13 protein-coding genes and 2 pseudogenes are annotated in these 12,577 nt (G+C 37.4%); all 15 read left to right on the forward strand.

From position 1 onward, the window contains the following. Positions 1 to 73: 73 nt before the first annotated feature. The 15 genes and pseudogenes from J3U91_RS03920 (at position 74) to J3U91_RS03990 (ending at position 12,555) form a co-directional block, all read left to right on the forward strand. The gene (locus tag J3U91_RS03920; RefSeq protein ID WP_002819128.1) at positions 74 to 1,249 is read left to right on the forward strand and encodes an FtsW/RodA/SpoVE family cell cycle protein; all 1,176 of its coding nucleotides are present in this window, start codon (positions 74 to 76) and stop codon (positions 1,247 to 1,249) included. Further along, a complete protein-coding gene (gene rsmD, locus J3U91_RS03925; protein ID WP_002819127.1) occupies positions 1,246 to 1,806 on the forward strand; it encodes a 16S rRNA (guanine(966)-N(2))-methyltransferase RsmD in 561 nt (186 codons plus the stop codon). Before J3U91_RS03920 ends, rsmD begins: the two co-directional genes overlap by 4 nt. 2 nt (positions 1,807 to 1,808) lie before the next feature. Beyond that, on the forward strand, positions 1,809 to 2,282 hold the full coding sequence (gene coaD / locus J3U91_RS03930; protein WP_002819126.1) for a pantetheine-phosphate adenylyltransferase: 474 nt from the start codon (positions 1,809 to 1,811) through the stop codon (positions 2,280 to 2,282). Beyond that, complete coding sequence (locus J3U91_RS03935) at positions 2,279 to 3,373, forward strand: SepM family pheromone-processing serine protease (RefSeq protein WP_002819124.1); 1,095 nt, start codon at positions 2,279 to 2,281, stop codon at positions 3,371 to 3,373. Before coaD ends, J3U91_RS03935 begins: the two co-directional genes overlap by 4 nt. 69 nt (positions 3,374 to 3,442) lie before the next feature. Beyond that, positions 3,443 to 3,793, forward strand: a complete 351-nt coding sequence (locus tag J3U91_RS03940; RefSeq protein WP_002819122.1) for an ATPase, T2SS/T4P/T4SS family — start codon at positions 3,443 to 3,445, stop codon at positions 3,791 to 3,793. Continuing rightward, positions 3,790 to 4,416: pseudogene (locus J3U91_RS03950) on the forward strand (ATPase, T2SS/T4P/T4SS family). The gene J3U91_RS03940 and the pseudogene J3U91_RS03950 overlap by 4 nt, the downstream one beginning before the upstream one ends. Continuing rightward, positions 4,349 to 4,723: pseudogene (locus J3U91_RS09985) on the forward strand (type II secretion system F family protein); the annotation flags it as partial. The pseudogenes J3U91_RS03950 and J3U91_RS09985, both read left to right, overlap by 68 nt. A 285-nt stretch (positions 4,724 to 5,008) precedes the next feature. Beyond that, a complete protein-coding gene (locus J3U91_RS09990; protein WP_143807207.1) occupies positions 5,009 to 5,584 on the forward strand; it encodes a type II secretion system F family protein in 576 nt (191 codons plus the stop codon). Next, positions 5,562 to 5,987 (forward strand): type II secretion protein, encoded by a 426-nt coding sequence (locus tag J3U91_RS03960; protein WP_226489984.1) that lies wholly within the window; start codon positions 5,562 to 5,564, stop codon positions 5,985 to 5,987. The genes J3U91_RS09990 and J3U91_RS03960 overlap by 23 nt, the downstream gene beginning before the upstream one ends. Further along, a complete protein-coding gene (locus J3U91_RS03965; protein WP_002819117.1) occupies positions 5,980 to 6,162 on the forward strand; it encodes a hypothetical protein in 183 nt (60 codons plus the stop codon). Before J3U91_RS03960 ends, J3U91_RS03965 begins: the two co-directional genes overlap by 8 nt. Further along, on the forward strand, positions 6,149 to 6,589 hold the full coding sequence (locus J3U91_RS03970; protein WP_002816978.1) for a ComGF family competence protein: 441 nt from the start codon (positions 6,149 to 6,151) through the stop codon (positions 6,587 to 6,589). Before J3U91_RS03965 ends, J3U91_RS03970 begins: the two co-directional genes overlap by 14 nt. Positions 6,590 to 6,758: 169 nt before the next feature. Continuing rightward, positions 6,759 to 7,550 (forward strand): class I SAM-dependent methyltransferase, encoded by a 792-nt coding sequence (locus J3U91_RS03975; RefSeq protein ID WP_002819115.1) that lies wholly within the window; start codon positions 6,759 to 6,761, stop codon positions 7,548 to 7,550. A gap of 6 nt (positions 7,551 to 7,556) precedes the next feature. Next, the gene (locus J3U91_RS03980) at positions 7,557 to 8,750 is read left to right on the forward strand and encodes an acetate/propionate family kinase (RefSeq protein ID WP_002816981.1); all 1,194 of its coding nucleotides are present in this window, start codon (positions 7,557 to 7,559) and stop codon (positions 8,748 to 8,750) included. 161 nt (positions 8,751 to 8,911) lie between these two features. Further along, positions 8,912 to 11,608 carry a bifunctional acetaldehyde-CoA/alcohol dehydrogenase gene (adhE, locus tag J3U91_RS03985; RefSeq protein WP_002819114.1) on the forward strand — a complete coding sequence of 899 codons (2,697 nt, stop codon included), beginning with the start codon at positions 8,912 to 8,914 and terminating at the stop codon, positions 11,606 to 11,608. A gap of 71 nt (positions 11,609 to 11,679) precedes the next feature. Further along, positions 11,680 to 12,555: a glycoside hydrolase family 73 protein gene (locus J3U91_RS03990; RefSeq protein WP_002819113.1), complete on the forward strand. Its 876-nt coding sequence runs from the start codon at positions 11,680 to 11,682 to the stop codon at positions 12,553 to 12,555. The last annotated feature ends 22 nt before the right edge of the window (positions 12,556 to 12,577 follow it).

Raw genomic sequence — 12,577 nt, forward strand, 5'->3', positions numbered from 1 at the left:
GAGTAAAATAATCAAACAATTAGATTGGTTCCTTATTGGACCTTTTTTATTTTTAAGTCTGATTGGCGTGTTGATGGTTTTTTCCTCTTCGGATGATTATTCGGCCGGGGCATTTAGTTTTTTGATTCGGCAGTCTATTTTTGCTTTGATCGGTATTGCTACAGTCTTTGTTTTTTATTTTTTTGTCAAGATCGATTGGCTTGCTTCTCCTAAGTGGACTTCTTTAGCGATGTTGATTACTTTTGGCCTACTGTTGTTTGCCCGCTTTATTGCTCCTGCTACTGCAGGAACAGGGGCACACGGTTGGATTAACCTGCCGATGTTCAATATTGAACCGGCCGAAATTTTTAAAATTGTGATCATTCTTTATTTGGCTTCTTTATCCTCCCATCGTTTGGACAAGTATCAAAGAAAATCCAGGGGAACTCGTCCCCATCGTCCGCCTAACTTGAATAATCAAAATACAACCGAAAAAGTGAAAATGATTTTTGGATATACGCGTTTTCAGGTTATCTTCGTTTTATCGAATTTGTTGATTGTTGTTTTGATGCCTGATTTAGGGAATGCTTTAATTGCTCTTTTTTTAATTGCTGTAATTATTTTTTCCTCTGGTCCGAATCCCAAATATCTTTTTTTATCAATTGCTTTGATTTTGCTTATCTATATTTTTTTGCCGTTAATTATCAAACAAATTCCGGAAAGCTTTTTGTCAAGTCACTATCAGGCCCGGCGTTTATTGATATTCATGGATCCTTGGCCATATGCGAAGAATCAGTCGTTGCAGTTGGTTAATTCTTTTTATGCGATTGCTCACGGTGGATTATTTGGAGTTGGTTTAGGGAATTCGATTGAGAAGATGGGCTATCTTCCGGAAGCTAATACCGATTTTATTATGGCCATTTTCGTTGAGGAACTTGGATCGATCTCGCTATTTATCGTTCTTGGTCTTCTATTGATTATGATTGGAAGGATGTTTTATATCGCTTTTCATGTCAGAAATAATTTTGGGCGTTTGGTTCTTTATGGTATTGCCAGTTATTTCTTTATCCAGGCTTTGGTTAATTTGGGTGGAATTATCGGCGCTCTTCCTTTGACGGGAGTGACATTTCCTTTTATCTCTTACGGAGGATCTTCCTTTTTGATTAGTTCGATATCGGTTGGGATTGCATGTGTAGTCTCACGAACCTATAGCGAACAGATAAAGACAAGAAGGAGAGAAAGCCGGCAGAGGGCAAGGATGAGAAAATGAGAGTTATTGCAGGAAAAAACCATGGTCTGCGTTTGAAAATGGTTCCTTCGAAATTGACCAGACCGACAACCGAAAAAGTCAAAGAGGCGCTTTTTTCTATTATCGCCCCCTATAACAAACCAGGGATCGTTTTAGATTTGTATGCCGGTTCCGGTTCTTTGGGAATTGAGGCAGTTTCTAGGGGCTATCGGAAAGCTTATTTAGTCGATCATGCCAGACCGGCAATTGAAGTAATCAGAAATAATGTCATTGCGACGAAAAGTCCGGAAAATTTTGAAATAATCAAGGCGCCGGCCAGCCAGGCAATTAAGCAGTTTTTTGATAATCAAATTCGATTTGATTTGGTAATTTTCGATCCCCCTTATGCAAAACAGCATATTGTCAAAGATATTTCTAGCTTAACGGAATATAATTTATTGACAGAACATGCCTTGATTGTTGCCGAGACGGATCGATCTGGTTTTAATTCTCTAAATGGTAATCTGCCTAATGGCTATACTGTTTTGTCGAAGAAGGATTATGGAATTACTTATTTAACGGTAATGGAAAGGGACTAAATATGGTAAAAGCTGTTTTTCCGGGATCTTTCGATCCTTTAACCTTTGGCCATTTGGATGTTATCAGCCGTTCGGCGCTTCTTTTTGATCAAGTGATCGTGGCTGTTGGCATTAATACAAGTAAAACAGCAATGTTTACGACTGAAGAAAAAATAACTTTGATCTCCAACAACACTAAAAATTTGAAGAACGTTTCTGTATTACCGATGCCTGATTTAACTTTCAAATTTGTCTCATCGGTCGGAGCAGATGTAATTGTTCGGGGAATCAGAAATGTTAGGGACTATGAATATGAACGCGATATCGCGGAAATCAATCATCGTCTTGGAAATGTTGATACAGTTTTGTTGCCATCGAAGGCTGTTTATCAAGACATTTCTTCTTCAAATTTAAAAGAAGTAGCAAAATTCGGAGCTGATATTAGTCATTTTGTGCCCGAAAATGTTATAAAACTGATAAAGTTAAAAACTAAATGAAAAAGAAAACATTTGTAACAATTATTTCCAGCTTTACCATTTTCATGTTAATGATCATCGGCGTATCTTTTTATTTGCTTTTACCAATGAATGCTTACGTGGAAACGCCAGGACAGGCGGATAATATAAAACAGTTTATGACTGTTGCCGGCAAACGCGATCGAACAAAAGGTTCCTTGCGACTTGTTTCGGTATATTTATCCCAGGCAAATCATTTGGATTGGCTGATTAGTAAATTTAATGGCGCCTATTCGATTGAAGCTAAGACAGAAGTTCAAGGAAATGTTTCGAATAGTGTTTACGAAGCAATCAGCAAATATCAAATGAAGGAAGCGATTCTATCGGCAGAAGAAGTTGCTTTTAAAGCTGCTGGAATGGCTGATAAAGTCAAATCCGAATATCGCGGAATTTATGTTGCCAGCATCACGAAAAAATCGCACTTTGCCAAGAAAATTAAAGTTGGCGATACGATCACGAAGGTTGATGGCAAACACTTTAACAATTCTGCCGGATATCAAAAATACCTAGCCGCTATGCCGGTCGGGGAAAAGGTGACTTTGACTGTTTTGCGGAATAACAAAACGCTTGAAGTTTCCGGAAAAACAATTCATTTAGCAAATACAAAAGATAAAGAATATCCAAAAGGGAGGAGCGGAATTGGAATCGGTCTAGTTGACGATGTGGAAGTTACTACCGACCCGAAGGTTAAAGTCAATGTCGGTCAGATTTCCGGACCCTCAGGCGGTTTGATGTTCACTCTTCAACTGTATTCACAATTATCAGGCGATAACATCAAAAAAGGTCGTAATATTTCCGGTACAGGGACAATCGATGATCAAGGAAAAGTTGGCGAAATTGGTGGTATCGATAAGAAAATAATCGCTGCAAAGGAAGCTGGTTCAACGGTTTTCTTTGTCCCGTATGTAAAATCGACTAAGGCAAATCTTAAATTGGATGGTGGCCAGACTAACTGGCAGGCAGCGCTTAAAGCACAAAAAGAGTATGCCCCGAAAATGAAACTTGTTCCCATCCGGAATTTTCAGGATGCTCTTAATTATTTGAAATATGGAAAAGTTATAAAAACAAAGTAATTTTAAAAAAGCCGTTTTGGCTTTTTTTATTTTGGCTAAAAAATACGTATTACTCAATAGGAGCCAAAAATGCAAAATTACTTTAAGTCACTCTTAAAAGAAGCTGTTGATTCTAATTCAACCGATATTTATCTTTTACCTGATGAAGAACATTATCAAATTAAATTTCACGATGGCAGTCGACCCAGAAGCTTTCGAATAATTAGTAAATTGATCGCAACGAAGCTGTTTAGCTTCCTCAAGTTTCGGGCACAGATGAACATTACCGAAAATCGACGTCCCCAGATGGGTTCGATGGATTGGTCTCTTGACAAACAAAATTTGTCTTTGAGAATTTCAACTGTTGGCGATTTTAAAAACCAGGAAACAATGGTAATCAGATTCTTTATGATCGTGAAATCCACAATCTCGTTTGGTTGAAAAAAGAACAATTTTCTCATTTAAAACAAATAATCCCTTCACATGGACTGGTTGTCGTTGCTGGGCCAACCGGTTCTGGAAAAACAAGTACAATTCATGAATTATTACGCGAATACGCAAGTGATAAACTCGTTCTCACAATCTAAGATCCTGTGGAAATTAAAAATAGTAGATTTGTGCAATTGCAGGTGAATCAGCATGCTTCTATGACTTATCTTGATCTGATAAAAGTGGCTCTTCGCCATCATCCTGATATTTTATTAATTGGAGAAATCCGAGATTCGCAGACTGCCCAAGCGACAATTCAAGCTGCCTTAAGTGGCCATTTAGTTTTTTCGACAATTCATGCTAATTCTGCAAGTACAGTCGGTAATCGTTTATTGGAACTTGGCGTTGACAAAACTTTGCTCAAAGATGTCTTGAAGGTAACTATTTATCAGCGTCTTTTACAACAAGTTAATGGTTCGCTTGCGGCAATTGCCGATTGGAAGGAAGATTGGCAGATTTTGGATCAGCCAACAAGTGATTTTGGATCTTCTTGGAAGGAAGTATTGGATGGTGCTTTTAAAAGTAAAAGAATATCTTCAAAAGTATACGAAGAGTACAAAAAAATTGCCGCGTAGGCAACAGGTAGAATTTCTAAGTCTTCTTGGACAATTAATTCAGTCGGGTTATTCAATAAATCAGGCGACAAATTTTATTCAGCAAATTTCACGCGAAAGTTCCTGGGTTAAAAACCTTAATCTCGAACTAGCCAAAGGAAAGAATTTTGCTTTTGCAATCAAACCTTATTTGAATAATTCTTTGAACTTTCAGATTGGCATGGCTGATCGTTATGGAAACTTAGAGAAAATTTTACTTCAATTGGCGGATTTTTCGGAAAAATGTTTAAAGCAAGAAAATAAAATCAAGCAAATTCTTAGGTATCCACTTGTTCTTGTTTTTTTATTAATTGGAATCGCAGTTGCTGTAAAAATATTTTTACTACCAATTTTATCGAGCTGGTCTAATCAGCAGCGGGTTGATTTCGTTGATGAATATTTTTGGTTCAAAGTACTAGGTGTGGTATTGATGACCTTGCTTTTCCTTTTTTACCGCTGGCAATCATTTAAAAAAATGAGCAAATTAAAGCAATTGGCTTTTTATACAAAAATTCCTTTGTTTGGAAAAACTTTAAATCACCTGATCAATTATCAATTTTCTTTACAACTTTTGATGTTAACGGCTTCGGGTTTGCAGATTTCACAAATCGCCAAAGACATAAGTAAAAATAACAGTCATTCAGTTGAATCCGATTTTGCTGAAAAACTCGTTGAGATGCTTGAGGATGGACACAGCTTTTCCGACTATTTTCATGAATTAAGTTTTCTCGATCCGACAATTAATATCTATTTTCAACAAGGAGCCAACAAAGAACTCTTGAATCGAAATCTTAAAATTTATTCAAAAATAAGTTACGAAAAATTTTTAACTAGTGTTGATCGCTTAATTAGCTTAATTCAGCCTTTAAGTTTCGCAATTGTCGGTATAGGAATTGTTTTATTTATCATCAGCCTTTTAATGCTTTTAATTTTGCCGAATTTAAATAATCAACGCAAAAAAGCTGAAAATACTCAGGCTGAGGCAATGGTTTCTGTAATTCAAACACAGGTAGATTTATATGAAAATGATAACGATGATAAAAATGTAACTTATTCCGAACTTTTATCAAAAAAATATTTAACCGAGAAACAGATAAAAAAAGCACAAGAATTTGGAATTAAGATTAATGGCAGTAATGTGTCGAAATAATTCATTTACATTATTAGAGTCTGTAATCGTATTATTGTTGGTTTGCTCTTTATGTTGTTTGGCGGTTCGAATACCGCATAAATCAAAAGAAAAAATCGAAAAGGATTTTTTAAATGACTATCAATCTTTTTTTAATCAAGCGCAATTAAGCGCTCAAAGGGACAATCACGATTTGAAATTTATTTTTTCTAAGAAAAAAATTGAATTTATAGATCAAAGAGGTGGCCAACATCTTTTAAATATTCCTAAAGAACTTATTGGACCAAAGGATAAGATCGTGATCAAAGCCAATGGTTATGTCGCTCCTGCAACGATCAGTTTCTCTGATCCTCAGGGAGGAAGGCAGTTCGCATTAATTTATTCTTTGGGATTTGGTAATTATCGGATGGAGAAATATGAATAGACAATCATCCTTTGTTTTAATGGAGGCTTTGCTTGCTTTATCAGTATCAATGCTGGCAATTTGTTTTTTATGCGATTTACAAAGCAAACAAATTCAACGAATAACGATTTTGAAAGATACGATTCAAAATCAAAGATCAAAATTAGAGAAAAAATACTATTGTGAAGAAAAGTAGACAAAAATCTTTTACGATCCTTGAAAGTATCATTGCTTTAGGGATTTTCGCCCTAATTGTTTTAATAATTCAATTTGCAATTCAATATATAAAAAAAGAGAAACAAACGACCAACACAATTAATTTCCAACGAATGTTGCTTCAGTTAGAGGATTCAAGCCGATCCTATCGCTGGGCGCAAACAAAGGAAGGAAAAATTTATTTACTTTCAATCGGAAAACGCAACCAGAAGATCAATTTTAGATTAAAAAATCATAGCCTTCAGCTGACGACCAGTGATGGAGGAACAATGCCGATTGTTTCCCAAGTAAAAGATTTTGAACTTGAGCAACTTAACGAAAAAATTTATTTATCTTTATATTTCGATAGTGGGGAATGCTATGAAAGCAATCTTTTATTGGAAAAATACGAAAAGGAGGAAAAATAGTTATATTTTTTTATCAACGATTATATTAATTTTTCTTTTTACCGGAATATCTTTGAGTTTGGCCATGATTCATGCTAACCAGATCGCTTCTTTGGAAAACGTTAATCATTATTATGAAAAGAGAATTAATTCGCTTGTTGAAGAAGGCAAAAATCCCTAAGATAAAAGTATGAAGCCAGAAAATTTAGTTAAAGCGGTAAAAATCCTCGATAATCATATTCCAAAAGAGCTTGACGATCCTAATTCAATTGCTCAAGCGGCCAAGAAACTTGAATTGAAGAATTTCAGCCAATCTGAATTGGTTAATGGATTTAATCTTTTTTTTGCCCAACGGTTTGAAGATCGACTACAAATTTTTAATCGAATAACTCCGCCAGTTATCGGCGACTTAATGGCCTTGGTAACAGAAAAACTTGGATTGGCGAAACAGGAAATATTCGATCCTGAAATTGTTTTTCCGGATCTCATCTTCCAATTTGCGAGCCATTTTGGTCAATCAATCTACGGCAGGGCCGCCGATCAGATTATTGATGCCAGTCTGAAAAAACTGGCGAATATTTATCGGTTCGACTTCACTGATTCGGATCACGAAAAAATTGTCGTTAGCAGAATTTTGGGAATTGATTTTGCTGCCGAAATGAATCATTTTTTTAAAGCGAGCAATTTGAAAGTAGGCGAATCAGCAATTTTGTTGGTTAATAATTCCGATCTTCAATCCAATTCTTTTGCCGAGATATTGAAAAAGAACAAAAATATGGCCCTGTTGGCAATTATTGAATTACCGACAAAGCTTTTCAAACATTCGGAAATGCGTTCCAGTCTTCTAATTTTGCGTCGAAAAGTGGATAATGAAAAAGTAACGGCTCAGGTTTTGCTTGCTCAAATCCCTGAGCTTTCAAATAAAGAAGATTTTTCCAAATTTGTTTCTCAACTTGAAACCTGGAAAAAGGAAAATTTGTGAGGTAATATGACAAAAATTTTATCGGTAAATGCCGGCTCGTCTTCATTGAAGTTCAAATTGCTTAATATGCCCGAAGAGAGTGTTATCGCCGAAGGACTGATTGAAAGAATCGGTGGCAGCCTGGATCAAGACGATAATGTCACGATTAAATTCAATGGCGAAAAACATAAGAGCCGTCAGGCTTTTAAAAATCACGAGGATGCTATCAACTTGATGCTTTCTCAATTTAAAAAGTTTGGAATCGTTGATAATTTTAATGAGATCAAAGGAATTGGCCACCGTGTTGTTGCCGGGGGTGAATGGTTCAATAAATCTGTATTAATTAACGATGAAGTGCTGAATAAAATTGAACGTTTGGCTGCTTACGCTCCACTCCATAATCCTGCGAACGCTATGGGCATCAGGGCTTTTTCCAAAATAATCCCCGATGCAACCGAAGTTGCCGTATTTGATACAGCTTTCCATCAAACGATGCCGAAAGAGAATTACTTGTATGCGGTTCCTTATGAGTACTATACGAAATACGGTGTTCGTAGGTATGGAGCTCACGGAACTTCCCATAAATACGTTTCCGAACAGGCTGCTAAATTAATTGGGAAACCCCTAGAAGAACTTAAACTGATTACTTTGCATTTAGGAGCCGGAGCGTCTGTAACGGCCATTAAGAATGGTCGATCATTTGATACCTCGATGGGATTTTCGCCTTTGGCCGGATTGGTTATGGCGACTCGTTCAGGGGATGTTGACGTCTCATTGATTGATTACGTTAAAGCAAAAGAAGATATTTCCGATCAGGAAATGCTAAATGTTCTTAACCAAAAATCCGGATTACTGGGTGTGTCAACAATTTCAAGTGATATGCGTGATTTGTTGGATGTTTATGATACTAACGATCATGCTAAATTGGCTATTGATATGTTTGTCGGTCGTGTAGTTGATTATATCGGTCAATATTATTTTGAATTAAAGGGAGCTGATGCGCTTGTTTTCACGGCCGGAATTGGAGAGAATTCGGTTCCAATCAGGAAAATGATTATCGATCGTCTGGCTTTCTTGGGCATTAAACTCGATGAAGATGCAAATGATAAGCATGGAGTCGAAACAAAGATTACAACTGATGATTCCAAAATGGCTGCATATGTAATTCCAACCAATGAGGAACTCGAAATTGCTCGTGATGTACAAAATTTGATGAAGTAATCATTCTACCGCCAACTTGGCGGTTTTTCTTTGCTCTTAAAAAATAACTAAAGATAGTGATTTTTTTTACAATATTTGCTTGACATTCAGATTGTGAAGTTTTAGATTATTATTGTTAATAAGTTCACAATTAAAATGTGACTTGTTACAAAGGAGAACTTATGGCAGTTGAAACGAAGAAGATTACTAAAAAGATACTGACTTCCGACGAACTTAAAGACAAAAAGGAGACAGCAAAAAAATACATTGGAGAATTAGTCGATAAATCAAGACAGGCATTATTAGAATTCTCTCAATATAGTCAATCACAAGTTGACAAAATTGTTGCCGCAATGGCTTTAGCTGGTTCCGAACATTCTTTGGAATTAGCACACTTTGCTCGAAATGAAACTGGAAGAGGAGTTGTTGAAGACAAAGATACGAAAAATCGTTTTGCCTCGGAATCTGTATATAACACGATTAAAAATGACAAAACAGTTGGCGTAATTGATGAAGACCCAATCACTGGCAAAGTTCAGTTAGCTGCACCACTTGGGATTTTAGCCGGAATTGTTCCAACGACAAATCCAACGTCTACCACGATTTTTAAATCATTGTTAACCGCTAAGACACGTAATACGATCATTTTTGCTTTTCACCCGCAAGCACAAAAATCGTCTGTAGCGGCTGCGAAAATTGTTTACCAGGCGGCTAGAAAAGCTGGAGCACCGAAAGATTTCATTCAGTGGATCGAAACGCCTTCCTTGGAAAATACGACTGCTTTGATGCAAAATCCTGAAATAGCTTCAATTTTGGCTACTGGAGGCCCTTCTATGGTTCATGCCGCATTAACATCGGGAAACCCTTCAATGGGTGTTGGGGCAGGAAATGGAGCTGTTTTCATTGACCATACGGCTCGTGTTCGTCGAGCGGCAGAAGACTTGTTGCTATCAAAACGTTTTGATAATGGAATGATTTGCGCTACAGAGAATTCCGCAGTTATCGAAGCTTCGGTTTATGACGAATTTATGAAATTAATGCAGGAAAAGGGTACTTATCTCGTTCCGAAGGATGATTACAAAAAGATCGCTGATTTTGTTTTCAGCGATAAACATGCAGTTAATGGTCCGGTTGCCGGGATGAGTGGCCGTTGGATTGCTGAACATGCCGGTGTTACTTTGCCGAAGGGCAAAGATGTTTTGTTGTTTGAGTTGGATCAAGACGACATTGGCGAAAAACTTTCCTCGGAAAAACTTAGCCCCTTGCTTTCGGTCTATAAAGCTGCTGATCGTAAAGAAGCGATAAAAGTTGTTCAAAGACTTTTGAACTATCAAGGAGCTGGTCATAATGCGGCAATCCAGATTGGCGCTCAAGACGATCCCTTTGTTAAAGAATATGCCGATGCAGTTTCTGCATCTAGAATTTTGGTTAACCAGCCCGATTCAATAGGTGGAGTCGGCGATATTTATACAGATGCATTGCGTCCAAGTATGACGCTTGGTACTGGTTCATGGGGGAAGAATTCATTGTCACATAATTTATCAACTTACGATTTGTTGAATGTCAAAACGGTTGCCCGCAGACGTAATCGTCCTCAATGGGTTCGTCTTCCAAAAGATATCTACTATGAGAAAAATGCCATTACCTATCTGCAGGAATTACCGAACGTCAATCGGGCTTTCGTTATTACCGATCATTCGTTGGTCAAATATGGATTCGTCGATCGGATTCTTGAGCAATTCGAATTGCGTCCCGACCAGGTTAAAACAAGTATTTACAGTTCTGTTCAACCGGATCCTTATTTGAGTCAGGCTGTTGAAATTGCAAAACAAATGCAGGAGTTCGAACCGGATACAGTAATTGCTCTTGGAGGAGGTTCCTCTTTGGATGTTGCCAAGATTTCCCGTTTTCTTTATGAATATTCTCAAGAACCGGACCACATTGGTTTTTTGGAAAACATTGACGATATTAAAGAATTGTTTAAAGGATTGCAGCAAAAGTTTATGGATATTCGGAAACGGATTGTTAAATTCGAACATCAGAATTTGACTCAACTGGTTGCTATTCCAACAACTTCGGGTACCGGTTCGGAAGTAACACCGTTTTCGGTTATCACCGATGATGAAACTCACGTTAAATACCCTTTGGCCGATTATGAATTAACTCCGCAAGTTGCAATCGTTGATCCTGAATTGGTTATGACTGTACCAAAACGGACCCTGGCTTGGTCTGGACTGGACGCCTTATCTCACTCGCTTGAATCCTACGTGTCGGTTATGAGTTCTGAATTTACACGGCCGTGGGCTTTACAGGCAATCAAACTGATTTTTGAAAACATCGTTGATTCCTATAATTACGATCCAAAGCACCCAACTAATCGGGGCGCCGAGGCACGTGAAAAAATGCATTATGCTGCAACTTTGGCCGGCATGTCTTTCGGAAACGCCTTCTTGGGCATAAACCATTCACTGGCCCATAAAACCGGTGGAGAGTTCGGTCTTCCTCATGGTTTGGCAATCAGCATCGCGATGCCACATGTAATTCGATTTAATGCGGTTACCGGAAACGTCAAACGGACTCCTTTTCCTCGTTATGAGGTTTATACAGCCCAAAAAGATTATGCCGATATTGCGCGCCATATTGGCCTCAGCGGTAAGAACGATGCCGAATTGGTTGAAAAACTTATCGCCAAAATCAAGGAATTAACCGATGCCTTGGATGTCGATATTACTTTGAGCGGCAATGGAGTCGATAAAAAGAGCTTTGAACATTCTTTGGATCAACTGGTTGATCTTGTTTACGATGACCAGTGCACGCCAGGAAATCCGCGACAACCGAATTTAGCTGAAATTAGGCAGTTATTGATCGACCAATTTTAATTTTAAAGGGATACCTGTTGACCAGGATCTCTTTTTATTTTGCTTTGAAAAACTAGTAAGATTAAATTGTCATGCAAAAAAAAACAAAAAGAACAGGTACGAGAAGAAAAAATACAAGAAGTAAAAGCCAAAAAAGCAGACGACTTAGAAGAATAATTATCGTATTAATTATTTTATTTTTGCTTATTATTTTTGGAACAAATTTTTATAATAAAATGCAGGAAAATCAACTGCAGGAAGAATATTCTGCGATCGATTCAAAAGATAATAGTTATCGGGTTGTTGTAATAAAAACCGGATCATCGGTTCAAGATATGGCTAAGGATTTAAAAAAAGCCGGTTTGGTTAGAACTGAGCTCGATTTTTCCAAGTACGCATTGGACAAAGGCGGCAGTGGATTACAGGCAGGCACTTATTACCTGCAAAGATCCCAGTCGATACCCCAAATATACTCACGCTTAGTTAAAGGACCGAATACCGAGGTTTATCGCAAACTTTTTATTAAAAAACGCGTTAAATATGCTCAGGAATTGCAAAAGAAATACAAGGTCTTGGCTTCGATCGATCTTGCTCAAACAATTTTGGAATCTGATTGGGGCACAAGCACTTTGGCTTCGAAATATAATAATTACTACGGAATTAAAGCTCAGGGCAGTCAAAAAAGTATTCAGTTGGAGACCAAAGAGTATGTTAACGGGAAATGGGTAACGGAAAAAGATAAATTTGCTGTTTACAGTAATTGGCATGATAGTATGCTGGCGCATGCTAAATTCATTGCTAACGGTACTGAGACAAATTCAACACAATTTAAAGATGTTCTGGCAGCCGGCGATTATTCAGCTGCCGCTAAAGCATTGGTTAAAGATGGTTATGCAACCGATCCAGATTATGCTAATAAACTTATTACGTTAATTAAAACGTACAAATTGAATCAATACGATAATTAAAAACCCAGGTTAATTAACCTGG

Origin of the sequence: Oenococcus oeni (assembly GCF_020510245.1) — a bacterium.
Classification (GTDB): domain Bacteria; phylum Bacillota; class Bacilli; order Lactobacillales; family Lactobacillaceae; genus Oenococcus; species Oenococcus oeni.

What these genes read in the sequence shown, in the direction of transcription:
- J3U91_RS03935 (WP_002819124.1), top strand. Translation starts at nt 2,279, where the DNA reads ATGAAAAAGAAAACATTTGTAACAATTATTTCCAGCTTTACCATTTTC.
- J3U91_RS03940 (WP_002819122.1), top strand. Translation starts at nt 3,443, where the DNA reads ATGCAAAATTACTTTAAGTCACTCTTAAAAGAAGCTGTTGATTCTAAT.
- J3U91_RS03960 (WP_226489984.1), top strand. Translation starts at nt 5,562, where the DNA reads ATGGCAGTAATGTGTCGAAATAATTCATTTACATTATTAGAGTCTGTA.
- J3U91_RS03980 (WP_002816981.1), top strand. Translation starts at nt 7,557, where the DNA reads ATGACAAAAATTTTATCGGTAAATGCCGGCTCGTCTTCATTGAAGTTC.
- coaD (WP_002819126.1), top strand. Translation starts at nt 1,809, where the DNA reads ATGGTAAAAGCTGTTTTTCCGGGATCTTTCGATCCTTTAACCTTTGGC.
- J3U91_RS03975 (WP_002819115.1), top strand. Translation starts at nt 6,759, where the DNA reads ATGAAGCCAGAAAATTTAGTTAAAGCGGTAAAAATCCTCGATAATCAT.
- J3U91_RS03965 (WP_002819117.1), top strand. Translation starts at nt 5,980, where the DNA reads ATGAATAGACAATCATCCTTTGTTTTAATGGAGGCTTTGCTTGCTTTA.
- J3U91_RS09990 (WP_143807207.1), top strand. Translation starts at nt 5,009, where the DNA reads ATGTTAACGGCTTCGGGTTTGCAGATTTCACAAATCGCCAAAGACATA.
- J3U91_RS03990 (WP_002819113.1), top strand. Translation starts at nt 11,680, where the DNA reads ATGCAAAAAAAAACAAAAAGAACAGGTACGAGAAGAAAAAATACAAGA.
- J3U91_RS03920 (WP_002819128.1), top strand. Translation starts at nt 74, where the DNA reads ATGGTTTTTTCCTCTTCGGATGATTATTCGGCCGGGGCATTTAGTTTT.
- rsmD (WP_002819127.1), top strand. Translation starts at nt 1,246, where the DNA reads ATGAGAGTTATTGCAGGAAAAAACCATGGTCTGCGTTTGAAAATGGTT.
- adhE (WP_002819114.1), top strand. Translation starts at nt 8,912, where the DNA reads ATGGCAGTTGAAACGAAGAAGATTACTAAAAAGATACTGACTTCCGAC.